Annotated in this window: 8 protein-coding genes; 4 read left to right on the plus strand and 4 right to left on the minus strand. The window is 73.0% G+C overall.

Annotated elements, in window-relative coordinates:
- The first annotated feature begins 100 nt into the window (after positions 1–100).
- From chvE to AB0O09_RS05600, 4 genes are all read left to right on the plus strand, one after another.
- Positions 101–1,204 carry a multiple monosaccharide ABC transporter substrate-binding protein gene (gene chvE / locus AB0O09_RS05585; protein WP_363540335.1) on the plus strand — a complete coding sequence of 368 codons (1,104 nt, stop codon included), beginning with the start codon at positions 101–103 and terminating at the stop codon, positions 1,202–1,204.
- A gap of 84 nt (positions 1,205–1,288) precedes the next feature.
- Positions 1,289–2,896: a multiple monosaccharide ABC transporter ATP-binding protein gene (gene mmsA, locus AB0O09_RS05590; protein WP_363540336.1), complete on the plus strand. Its 1,608-nt coding sequence runs from the start codon at positions 1,289–1,291 to the stop codon at positions 2,894–2,896.
- Positions 2,897–2,899: 3 nt separating this feature from the next.
- Complete coding sequence (mmsB, locus tag AB0O09_RS05595; RefSeq protein WP_344624495.1) at positions 2,900–4,135, plus strand: multiple monosaccharide ABC transporter permease; 1,236 nt, start codon at positions 2,900–2,902, stop codon at positions 4,133–4,135.
- Between the two features lie 205 nt (positions 4,136–4,340).
- Positions 4,341–5,540, plus strand: a complete 1,200-nt coding sequence (locus AB0O09_RS05600) for an MFS transporter (RefSeq protein WP_363540337.1) — start codon at positions 4,341–4,343, stop codon at positions 5,538–5,540.
- 76 nt (positions 5,541–5,616) lie between these two features.
- Here the strand turns inward: AB0O09_RS05600 and araA are convergent, their stop codons facing one another.
- The 4 genes from araA to AB0O09_RS05620 all read right to left on the minus strand — a co-directional run bounded on the left by araA (position 5,617) and on the right by AB0O09_RS05620 (position 11,552).
- Positions 5,617–7,125: an L-arabinose isomerase gene (gene araA, locus AB0O09_RS05605; RefSeq protein WP_363540338.1), complete on the minus strand. Its 1,509-nt coding sequence runs from the start codon at positions 7,123–7,125 to the stop codon at positions 5,617–5,619.
- 14 nt (positions 7,126–7,139) lie between these two features.
- On the minus strand, positions 7,140–7,817 hold the full coding sequence (locus AB0O09_RS05610) for an L-ribulose-5-phosphate 4-epimerase (RefSeq protein ID WP_344624499.1): 678 nt from the start codon (positions 7,815–7,817) through the stop codon (positions 7,140–7,142).
- Positions 7,814–9,589 carry a ribulokinase gene (locus AB0O09_RS05615; RefSeq protein ID WP_363540339.1) on the minus strand — a complete coding sequence of 592 codons (1,776 nt, stop codon included), beginning with the start codon at positions 9,587–9,589 and terminating at the stop codon, positions 7,814–7,816. Before AB0O09_RS05615 ends, AB0O09_RS05610 begins: the two co-directional genes overlap by 4 nt.
- Before the next feature lie 928 nt (positions 9,590–10,517).
- A complete protein-coding gene (locus tag AB0O09_RS05620; protein ID WP_363540340.1) occupies positions 10,518–11,552 on the minus strand; it encodes a LacI family DNA-binding transcriptional regulator in 1,035 nt (344 codons plus the stop codon).
- Between the last annotated feature and the right edge of the window lie 562 nt (positions 11,553–12,114).

The following is a 12,114-nucleotide window of genomic DNA, read 5'->3' on the forward strand; positions in this document are numbered from 1 at the left end:
CTGGCGCCCACCCCCCTGCTCGACACCTGCCCACGAACCACCGCTCGACCGACCCGGCGCTCCCCGCCCGCCCCGGTCGCGGCACACCCCTGGAGGAACTGTGCGGAAGCTCTCTACGGCCCTCGCCGCGGCCGGTCTCGCGCTGTCGCTGGCGGCCTGCGGCCAGAGCGCCAACGGCGTCGGCGACGGCAACGGCGCGTCGAAGGACGGCGCCAAGGGCGGGCTGGTCGGCATCGCCATGCCGACCAAGTCCTCCGAACGCTGGATCAACGACGGCAACAACATGGTCAAGGAGTTCCAGGGCAAGGGCTACAAGACCGACCTGCAGTACGGCGACAACGTCGTCGAGAACCAGGTGTCCCAGATCGAGAACATGATCACCAAGGGCGCCAAGCTCCTGGTCGTCGCCGCGATCGACGGCTCCTCGCTCACCGACGTGCTGCAGAAGGCCGCCGACGCCCACATCCCGGTGATCTCCTACGACCGGCTGATCCGCGGCACCAAGAACGTCGACTACTACGCCACCTTCGACAACTTCAAGGTCGGCGTGCTGCAGGGCACGTACATCGCCGACAAGCTCGGCCTCAAGGACGGCAAGGGCCCGTTCAACGTCGAGCTGTTCGCCGGCTCGCCCGACGACAACAACGCGCAGTTCTTCTTCAACGGCGCGATGAGCGTCCTCAAGCCGTACGTCGACAGCAAGAAGCTCGTCGTGCAGAGCGGCCAGACCGCCTTCAACCAGGTCGCCACGCTGCGCTGGGACGGCGGCGTCGCGCAGTCCCGGATGGACAACCTGCTGAGCAAGTCCTACACGAGCGCCCACGTGGACGCGGTGCTCTCGCCCTACGACGGCATCTCGATCGGCATCCTCTCCTCGCTCAAGGGCGTCGGCTACGGCAGCGCCGGCAAGGCGCTGCCGATCGTCACCGGCCAGGACGCCGAGCTGGCCTCGGTGAAGTCGATCATCGCGGGCGAGCAGACCCAGACCGTCTACAAGGACACCCGCGAACTCGCCAAGGTCGCCGTCCAGATGGGCGACGCGGTGCTCACCGGCGGCAAGCCGGAGACCAACGACACCACCCAGTACGACAACGGCGCCAAGGTCGTCCCGGCCTACCTGCTGCAGCCGGTCAGCGTCGACAAGGAGAACTACGCCAAGGTCCTCGTCGACGGCGGCCAGTACACGGCCGACCAGCTGAAGTAGCCCCGGGCCCGCACGGGCCGCCGACCCGGCGGCGGGGCGGGACCTCCCCCGCCCCGCCGCCCCCAGAGATACGGAAGCACCCCCATGGCCGGACCTGTCCTCGAGATGCGTTCGATCACCAAGACCTTCCCCGGCGTCAAAGCCCTCTCCGACGTCGAGCTCAGCGTCGCCGCCGGGGAGATCCACGCGATCTGCGGCGAGAACGGCGCCGGCAAGTCCACCCTGATGAAGGTGCTGAGCGGGGTGTACCCGCACGGCAGCTACGAGGGCGAGATCCTCTTCGAGGGCGAGCCCTGCCGGTTCAAGGACATCCGGGCCAGCGAACAGCGCGGCATCGTGATCATCCACCAGGAGCTCGCCCTGGTGCCGTACCTGTCGATCGCCGAGAACATCTTCCTCGGCAACGAGCACGCCACGCGCGGCATCATCAGCTGGCACCGGACGCTCACCCACGCCGCCGCCCTGCTCAAGCGGGTCGGCCTGCACGAGAACCCGCAGACCCGGATCGCCGACATCGGCGTCGGCAAGCAGCAGCTCGTCGAGATCGCCAAGGCGCTCGCGAAGGAGGTGAAGCTGCTCATCCTCGACGAGCCCACCGCGGCGCTGAACGACGAGGACAGCCGCAAGCTGCTCGACCTGATGCTGGAGCTCAAGGCCCAGGGCATCTCCTGCATCATCATCTCGCACAAGCTCAACGAGATCGCCCGGGTCGCCGACTCCGTCACCGTGCTGCGCGACGGCCGCACCATCGAGACCATCCCGGTCGGCGCCGACGGCATCGCCGAGGACCGCATCATCCGCGGCATGGTCGGCCGCGACCTGGAGCACCGCTACCCCGAGCGCACCCCCGCGATCGGCGAGGTCGCCTTCGCCGTCGAGGACTGGACCGTCCAGCACCCGATCGACCACCACCGCAACGTCGTCGACGGCGCCTCGCTGACCGTCCGCGCCGGCGAGATCGTCGGCATCGCCGGCCTGATGGGCGCCGGCCGCACCGAACTCGCGATGAGCGTCTTCGGCCGCTCCTACGGCCGGTACACCGGCGGAAGGGTGCTGGTGCACGGCCGGGAGGTCTCCACCCGGACGGTGCCGCAGGCGATCGGCCACGGCATCGCGTACGTCACCGAGGACCGCAAGCACCTCGGCCTCAACCTCATCGACGACATCAGCCGGAACATCACGCTGAGCGCGCTCGGCAAGGTCGCCCGGCGGGGTTGGGTGAACCGGCACGAGGAGACCAAGGTCGCCGAGGCCTACCGGGCGTCGATGAACATCAAGGCGCCCTCGGTGTTCGCCGAGACCGGCAAGCTCAGCGGCGGCAACCAGCAGAAGGTCGTCCTCAGCAAGTGGATCTTCGCCGGGCCGGAGGTGCTGATCCTCGACGAGCCGACCCGCGGCATCGACATCGGCGCCAAGGCCGAGATCTACCAGGTGATCGCCGACCTCGCCGCACAGGGCAAGGCCGTGCTGGTGATCTCCTCCGAACTCCCCGAACTCCTGGGCCTGTGCGACCGGATCTACACCATGGCCGAGGGCCGGATCACCGGCGAGGTGGCCCGTGCCGACGCCGACCAGGAGTCCCTGATGCGCCTCATGACCGTGAGCGCCGCCCCGCAGACCGCCCTCCCGCAGGCAGCATCCCCGCAGGCCGCGGCCCCGCAGACCGCAGCACCCCGACCCGAGCAGGTGTAAGGCATGGCCCAGACCCAGACCACCCCGACGACCCCGCCGGGCCCGGCGGCCCCCGCGCGGACCCGCTCCACCGGCGCCGTGCTGGCCGACGCGCTGCGCGGCAACGTCCGCCAGTACGGCATGCTGGTCGCCCTCGCGCTGATCGTGGTGCTGTTCCAGATCTGGACCGACGGCACCCTGCTGAAGCCGCTCAACATCACCAACCTGATCCAGCAGAACGGCTACATCCTGATCCTGGCGATCGGCATGATGATCGTCATCATCGCCGGCCACATCGACCTGTCGGTGGGATCACTGGCCGCCTTCGTCGGAGCGGCGGCGGCGGTGATGATGGTCAAGCACGACCTGCCGTGGCCGCTCGCCCTGGTGCTGGCCCTGCTGATCGGCGCGGTCGCCGGCGCCTGGCAGGGCTTCTGGATCGCCTACATCGGCATCCCCTCGTTCATCGTCACCCTGGCCGGCATGCTGCTCTTCCGCGGCGGCACCCAGATCCTGCTCCAGGGCCAGTCCATCGCGCCGTTCCCCAAGGGCTTCCAGAAGATCTCCAGCGGCTTCCTCCCCGAGGTCGGCCCGCACACCAACTACCACAACCTGACCCTGCTGCTCGGCCTCGGCGTGCTCGCGATCGCCGTGCTGCAGGAGGTCCGCGGACGCCGCCAGGCCGCCTCCTACGGCCTGGAGCTGCTGCCGGTCGGCTTCTTCCTCGCCAAGCTCGCCGCGATCACCGCCGCCGTCCTCGTCTTCACCCTGCTGCTCGCCAGCTACCACGGCGCCCCCATCGTGCTGCTGATCCTCGGCGCGCTGCTGGTCGGCTTCGGCTACCTGATGCGGAACTCGATCATCGGCCGGCACACCTACGCGATCGGCGGCAACGAACCCGCCGCGAAGCTCTCCGGCGTGAAGAGCAAGCGGGTCGTCTTCCTCGCCTTCGTCAACATGGGCGTGCTCGCGGCCCTGGCCGGCCTGGTCTTCGCCGCCCGGCTCAACGCCGGCACCCCGCAGGCCGGCATCAACTTCGAACTGGAGGCGATCGCGGCGGCCTTCATCGGCGGCGCCTCCGCCTCCGGCGGCGTCGGCACGGTGCTCGGCGCGATCATCGGCGGCCTGGTCCTCGGCGTCCTGAACAACGGCATGTCCCTGGTGGGCGTCGGCACCGACTACCAGCAGGTCATCAAGGGCCTGGTGCTGCTCGCCGCGGTCGGCTTCGACGTCTGGAACAAGCGCAAGGTCGGCTCCTGACCCCGACCCCGCGCGAACGGCTCCGCCCGGTGTGTGTGCGCACACCGGGCGGAGCCCTTTCCCGGGCTCGCGTGGACGGGCTCGCCCGGGGGCGCGTGGGGGCACCCGGTTGCATGCCTGCCGGGCGCCTCCGGGTGCGTGCCCGCCGGGCGCCCCCGGTCGCGGCCTGCCGCGCGCCGGGTGTCGCTGCCCGTACCGTGGGCGCATGAGCGAACGTCAGAGCGGCCGTCCGACCGGTGCCAAGGCGTACCTGGCCGCCTCCGGCGTCTTCGCGGTCTGCATGGCCGGCACCACCCTCCCCACCCCGCTGTACTCGCTGTACCAGGAGGAGCTGGGCTTCTCCGAGCTGGTCGTCACGGTGGTCTTCGCGGTGTACGCCTTCGCGGTGATCGGGGTGCTGCTGGCGGTCGGCAACGTCTCGGACACCGTCGGCCGCAGGCCGGTGCTGCTGGCCGGGCTCGGCTTCGCGGCGCTGAGCGCCTTCTGCTTCCTGTTCGAGGGCGGGGTGCCGCTGCTGTGCCTGGGCCGGCTGATGTCGGGTCTCTCGGCGGGCCTGTTCACGGGGACGGCGACCGCGTACGTGCTGGAGCTGGCGCCGGCCGGCCGGGAGGGCCGGGCGGCGTTCGCGGCGACGGCGGCGAACATGGGCGGCCTGGGGCTGGGCCCGCTGCTGTCGGGCGTCCTGGCCGAGTACGCGCCGGATCCGCTGGTGCTCCCGTTCGTGGTGCACCTGGCGATGGTGGCGGTCGCGGTGGGCGTGCTGCTGGCCCTGCCGGAGTCGGTGGCGGGGGCGAAGGGGCTGTCGGCGGCGCGGGTGAAGGCGCCGAGCCTGCCGCCGGAGGTGCGCGGGGTGTTCGTGCCGGCGGGGGTGGCGTCGTTCGCCGGGTTCGCGCTGCTCGGGGTGTTCACGGCGGTGTCGCCGGCGTTCCTGGCGCAGACCCTGGACGTGCACGACCGGGCACTGATCGGCCTGATCGTCTTCGCGACGTTCCTGGCGTCGACGGGCGGCCAGCTGGCGGCCGGGCCGCTGGGCGCGCGGCGGGCGCTGCCGCTGGGCTGCGCGGTGCTGCTGGTGGGGTTGGCGCTGCTCGGCGGGGCGCTGTTGGCGGAGCTGCTGGCGCTGCTGGTGCTGAGTGCGCTGGTCGGTGGTTCGGGCCAGGGGCTGGCGCTGCGCGGTTCGGTGGGTGCGGTGGCTGCCGCGGCGCCCGCGGAGCACCGGGCCGGGTCGATCTCCTCGCTGTTCGTGGTGGCGTACACCGGGATCTCGATCCCGGTGATCGGCGTGGGTGTGCTGTCCGAGCCGGTGGGGCTGGAGGACGCGGGGGTGGTGTTCATCGTCTGTATGGCGCTGCTGACGGTCTTCGCCGGCCTGTACCTGCTGCGCCGCCCGGTGCCGGGCCGCTGAGGGCGCACGCGGACGGGCCCGGACCCCCGCGGGACGCGGAGGCACGGGCCCGTCGGCCACGGCCGGTGAGCGGGGCTCAGAGGGCCTTGGCGAGGCGGTGGTAGGCCTGGTTCCAGCGCAGTTCGCGGGTGAAGCGGCGCATGGTGGTGTCGGCGTCGACGAGGACGAGTTCGACGGAGAGCATCTCGGCGAGGTCGTCGAGCTCCTCGGCGCCGAGGGCCCGGGTGAGGACGGTGTGGTGGGGTCCGCCGGCGGTGAGCCACGCTTCGGTGGAGGTGCGCAGGTCGGGGCGGGGCTTCCAGACGGCGCGGGCGACCGGCAGGTGGGGCAGCGGCTCGGTGGGGGCGACGACGTCGACCTCGTTGGCGACGAGGCGGAAGCGGTCGCCGAGGTCGGCCATGCCGACGACGACGGCGGGGCCGGGTTCGGCGTCGAAGACGAGGCGGACGGGGTCCTCGCGGCCGCCGATCGACAGCGGGTGGATCTCGCAGGAGGGGGTGGCGGCGGCGATGGTCGGGCAGACCTCCAGCATGTGGGCGCCGAGGATGAGTTCCTGGCCGGGCTCCAGGTGGTAGGTGTAGTCCTCCATGAAGGAGGTGCCGCCGGGCAGGCCCGCGGCGGCGGTCTTGAGGGTGCGCAGCAGGACGGCGGTCTTCCAGTCGCCCTCGCCGCCGAAGCCGTAGCCGTCGGCCATCAGCCGCTGGACGGCGAGGCCGGGCAGCTGGCGCAGGCCGCCGAGGTCCTCGAAGTTGGTGGTGAAGGCGCCGAAGCCGCCGTCGGTGAGGAAGGTGCGCAGGCCGAGTTCGATGCGGGCGGCGTAGCGGAGCGAGTCGTGCCGGTCGCCGCCGGCGCGGAGTTCGGGGGCGAGCCGGTAGAGCTCGTCGTACTCCTTGACGAGGTCGTTGACGTCCTCGTCGGTGGCGGCGTCGACGGCGGTGACGAGGTCGTTGACGCCGTAGGTGTTGACGGAGACGCCGAGGCGCAGCTGGGCCTCGACCTTGTCGCCCTCGGTGACGGCGACGTCGCGCATGTTGTCGCCGAAGCGGGCGAGCTTGAGGGTGGCGAGTTCGGCGCGGCCGGCGGCGGCGCGGGCCCAGGAGGCGACGCGGCGCACGACGGACGGGTCGCTGGCGTGGCCGGCGACGGTCTTGCGGGCGACGCCGAGGCGGGACTGGATGTAGCCGAACTCGCGGTCGCCGTGGGCGGCCTGGTTCAGGTTCATGAAGTCCATGTCGATGGTGGACCAGGGCAGCCGGCGGTTGGCCTGGGTGTGCAGGTGGAGCAGGGGCTTGCGCAGGGCGTCGAGGCCGGCGATCCACATCTTGGCCGGGGAGAAGGTGTGCATCCAGGCGATCAGGCCGATGCAGGTGTCCTCGGCGTTGGCGTCGAGGCAGGTGCGGCGGATCGCGGCGGCGTCGGTGAGGACGGGCTTCCAGACGATGCGGACGGGGATGCCGCCGTCGGCGGAGAGCGCGGCGGCGACCTCGCGGGACTGCTCGGCGACCTGGCGCAGGGTGTCGTCGCCGTAGAGCCCCTGGCTGCCGGTGAGGAACCAGATCTCGCGGGTGTCGGCGGGGTGCGTCATGGGGTGGTTCTCCTTCACCGGGCCGCGGGCGCGGTCTGCTGGCCGTATACGTTCTGGTAGCGGTGGTTGAGGTGGTCGATGTCGGCCTGGGCGATGGGCTGGGGTTCGCCGAGCTGCCGGGAGATGTGGACGGTGCGGGCGACGTCCTCGCACATGACGGCGGCCTTCACGGCGGCCTTGGCGTCCTTGCCGATGGTGAAGACGCCGTGGTTCTTCATCAGGACGGCGGGCGAGCGGTGGCCGCGCAGGGTGTCGACGATGCCGCGGCCGATGGAGTCGTCGCCGATGAGCGCGAACGGGCCGATCGGGATCTCGGCGCCGAACTCGTCGGCCATGGCGGTCAGGACGCAGGGCACGGCCTCGCCGCGGGCGGCCCAGGCGCTGGCGTAGGTGGAGTGGGTGTGGACCACGCCGCCGACCTCGGGCATGTGGCGGTAGACGTAGGCGTGGGCTGCGGTGTCGGAGGACGGGTTGTGCTCGCCGGCGACGACGGTGCCGTCGAGGTCGCAGACGATCATGGCCTCGGGGGTCAGCTCGTCGTAGGCGACGCCGCTGGGCTTGATGACCATCAGGTCCTCGCCGGGGATGCGGGCGGAGACGTTTCCGGCGGTCCAGACGACGAGGTCGTAGCGGACCAGTTCTTGGTGGAGGTCGCTGACCTGGCGGCGGATCAGGTCGATCGGGGAGCTCATCGGTCCTCGCTGGTGCGGTGGGCGGTCAGGGCGGCGTTGCGGATGGCGCGCAGGCGGTGCAGCTGCTTGTCGGGGCCGGTGCCGAAGTGGTCGTGCAGGGCGCGGTACTCGGCGTAGAGGGCGTCGTAGGCGTCGGCGCGGGCCTCGTCCGGGAGGTGGGCGTGGCGGTGGACCCGGCCCATGGCCTCGGAGGCGGTGCGCACGTCGGGGTGGGCGCCGGCGGCGACCGCGGCGTGGATCGCCGAGCCGAGCGCGGGGCCCTGCTCGGAGGCGGCGAGCGAGACGGGGCGGCGCAGCACGTCGGCGTAGATCTGCATGAGCAGGGCGTTCTTCTTGAGGCCGCCGGCGACGACGAACTCGGTGACGGGGACGCCGCCCTCCTCCAGTGCCTCGACGATGGTGCGGGTGCCGTAGGCGGTGGCCTCCAGCAGCGCCCGGTAGACCTCTTCGGGGCGGGTGGCGAGGGTGAGGCCGACGATCACGCCGGACAGGTGGTGGTCGACCAGGACGGAGCGGTTGCCGCCCATCCAGTCGAGGGCGATCAGGCCGTGGCCGCCGACCGGTTGGTCGGCGATCCTGCGGCTGAGGAGCTGGTGGAGGTCCTCGCCGGTGGCCTCGGCCTCGGCGAGGTACTCGGCGGGGACGCCCTGGCGCAGCCACCAGGCGAAGACGTCGCCGACCGCGCTCTGGCCGGCCTCGTAGCCGTAGGAGCCGGCGACGATGCCGCCGTCGACGACGCCGCAGATGCCGGGGACGTCGGCCAGCGCCGGGCCGTTGACGACGTGGCAGGTGGAGGTGCCCATGATGGCGAGCAGTCGGCCGTTGTCGACGGCGCGGGCGGCGGGGGCGGCGACGTGGGCGTCGACGTTGCCGGCGGCCACCGCGATGCCCTCGGGCAGGCCGGTCCAGGCGGCGGCCTCGGCGGTCAGCGAGCCGGCCCGGCTGCCGAGCGGGAGCAGCGGGTGCTCCAGGCGGGTGCGGGCGAAGTCGGCGAAGCCGGGGTTCAGCGCGGCGAGGTAGTCCTCGTCCGGGTAGGCGCCGTCCTGGTGGATGCCCTTGTAGCCGGCGGTGCAGGTGTTGCGGGTCTCGGTGCCGGTGAGCTGCCAGACGATCCAGTCGGCGGCCTCGATCCAGCGCTCGCAGGCGGCGTAGACCTGCGGGTCCTCCTCCAGCACCTGTAGGGCCTTGGCGTACTGCCACTCGGCGGAGATCCGCCCGCCGTAGCGGTGGATCCACTTCTCGCCGCGGGCGTGGGCGAGGGCGTTGATCCGGTCGGCCTGCGGCTGGGCGGCGTGGTGCTTCCACAGCTTGGGCCAGGCGTGCGGGCGGGCGGCCCACTCGGGCAGCTCGGCGAGCGGGGTGCCGTCGGTGCGGACGGGCAGCACGGTGCAGGCGGTGAAGTCGGTGGCGATGCCGATGACGTCGGCCGCGTCCACGCCGGAGGCGGCGAGCGCCTCGGGGACGGCGGTGCGCAGCACCTCGCGCCAGTCCTCGGGGTGCTGCAGGGCCCAGTCGGGGGGCAGCGGGCGGCCGGTGCCGGGCAGGCGTTCCTCGATGACGGCGTGCGGGTAGCCGTGGACGGCGGTGGCGATCTCCTCGCCGTCCCGGACGCGGACGACGACGGCGCGGCCGGAGAGCGTGCCGAAGTCGACGCCGACGACGTAGCGGTCGCCGCCGGCGGGCTCGGCCGCACCGGTCGGCCCGGTGCCGGGCGCGCTGCCGGCCTGCTCGGTGCCGGTCTGCTCGGCCCGGGTGGGGGGCGTCTCGGTCACTGTCTCATCCTTCGTACGGGGGTGGGGAGTTCGGGCCGGCCGCCGGCTGGTCCGCACCGTCGCGGGCCGGCGGCCGGCCGGTGTTCCGCTGCCTCACCCTCATAAGGAGCGGAACGGCGGCCGCCGGGCCGGGAGGTCGAAGCGGGGAGACCGCCGGCCGGCGGAGCGGGTGGCCGAGTCGGCCGGCGAGGCCGGGCGACTCCGGATGCTGCGATTGTTAACGTTCACATTTTGGCTGTCAAGGGTGCGGGAACGCACCGGCCGGACGACCGGCCGGCCGGACGACCGCCCGCACGCCCTCCCCCACCGTGCGGCCGCGGCGCCTCCGGCGCAGGTCGAACGCGCGGCCCGGCCCGGACACCCGATCCCGGGGCGGCACAAGGCACCCAGGGCGGCGCGCGGCACCCGGCGGACCGATCACGCAGGTCGAGCCGGTCGCGCCCGAAGCACCGGACGGGCCCGGAACCGGTTCGCACGCCGGGCATGCACGAGGACGGCCGCGGGGCGCACACCCGCACACGGCCGGACGGCCGCGGGGCGCTCAGGCGCCCGCCGACGGGCTCCGCACCGCCCCGGGCACCGCCCCGGGCACCGTCGACCGGCAGCAGGACCACCGCCTCCCGGCCACCCGGACCTCGGACGGCAGGGCGGACCGCCGCCGATCACACCGGGAACTGCAGGCCCGCAGCGGGGAGTCGGGCACGTACCCGAGGCCCACCCCGGCCGCGGCCGGGCCGGTCAGGGGCGCGGAGAACCGCGTGAGTGGGATGCGGCTGCCGTACCGGGCAAGGGCCGTCCCCTGCCGTTCAGCCGCCCACCCCCGGACTGCGCGGTTCTCCCCCGGCTTTCGGTGCCCCCACGCGCCCCTGAGAGGCACCCGGCCTCGCGGCAGGTGGAGCGGCAGGCTGCGACCGACCGGGCCGGTCGGTCAGGCAGGGCGGCGGGCCGGGCCGGTGGAGCGGCGCAGGACCATCTCCGGGGCGACCAGGACGTGGCTGCGGGCGTGCGCCACCCCGGCGAGCTCCTCGACGAGCAACTCGAGTGCGCGGCGGCCCAGTTCGCCGAAGTCCTGGCGGACGGTGGTGAGCGGCGGGGTGAAGTAGGCGGACTCCGGGATGTCGTCGAAGCCGATGACGCTGATCTCGCCGGGCACCGGGCGGCCGGCCTCGTGCAGCGCCCGCAGCAGGCCCAGGGCCATGTGGTCGTTGGCGCAGAAGACCGCGGTCACCTCCGGGTCCGCCGCGATCTGCCGGCCCGCCTCGTACCCGGACCGGGCGCTCCAGTCGCCGCTGTAGACCTGCGGCACCGGGGCGCCCGACTCCTCCAGGGTGCGGCGCCAACCGTCCAGGCGGTCCTGGGTCTCCAGCCAGCCGGCCGGACCGGCGACGTGGTGCACCGTGCCGTGGCCGAGGTCGAGCAGGTGGCGGGTGGCCGCGGCCGCGCCGGTGAGGTTGTCGACCGCGACCATCGGGACGCGCGAGCGGCTGCCGGAGCCCACCGCGACGACCGGGACGGAACTGGACAGCCGGGACACCGCACCGACCGCGGAGATCTGCGGGGCGATGACCGCGACCCCCTCGACGCCCTGGTCGCGGAGGCGGTCCACCGCCTCCTGGACGGAACGGGCGTCCAGTGAGCGGAGACTGGCGACGCTGACGAAGTAGCCGGCGCTGCGGGCGGCCTGCTCGATGCCGTCGAGCATGGAGGCCGGGCCGTAGAGGGTGCTGGCGAAGCTCACCACGCCGAGCGTCTGGGAGCGGCGGGTGACCAGCGCCCGCGCGGCCGAGTTGGGTCGGTAGTCCAGCTCCCGGATGGCGGCCAGCACCTTGTCCCGGGTCCCGGGCCGAACGTGCGGGGCTCCGTTCAGGACGCGGGAGACGGTCTGGTGCGACACGCCGGCGAGCTTGGCGACGTCGGCCATCACCGGCTGTCGGGGATCCGTCCCGGCAGTCTCACTTCCCACTCACAGCCCCCTTGTCGGTGCAGAGCCAGATGCGGCTGCAACTGTCTCACGAGTGCGGAAGGGAGTGTAATTGTTTGCGTTCACATCGCAAGCGGGGGACACACCGGTCGAGAGTGCGGACAGCGCGGCCGGAGACCGGAGCCGACATGGCCGGTAGGGCCGGTACGGCCGGCACCGCGACCGCGGCGAAAGGGGACAGCCAGGCCGACACGCGAGGAGCGACACGGCCCGCACGGCCCATACGGGCCCCGGCAGAACGGGACACCGCGGCCAGGAGACCGGGGCGCCACGGCCTGAACGGCCAAGCACCGCGACGCCGCAGAACGGGACACCGCGGCCGGGACACGCAAGCGGCGGGGGCCCGCACGGCCAGGACGGCCGACGCGGTGCAGTCCGAGGATCAGGACGGTGCGGCCGGGAATCGGCGGTCGCACGGCCGACACGGCCGGTCCGTCCGGCGCGGCGGAACCGCGGGGCCGGGACGGTACGGCCAGGAAGCGGGGGGCCGTGCGGCCGGGACGGCCCGGAGGGTCGCCGGGGAACTGGTCGGCCCCCGTCCAGG

This window comes from Kitasatospora sp. NPDC093679 (assembly GCF_040683455.1).
GTDB lineage: Bacteria > Actinomycetota > Actinomycetes > Streptomycetales > Streptomycetaceae > Kitasatospora > Kitasatospora arboriphila.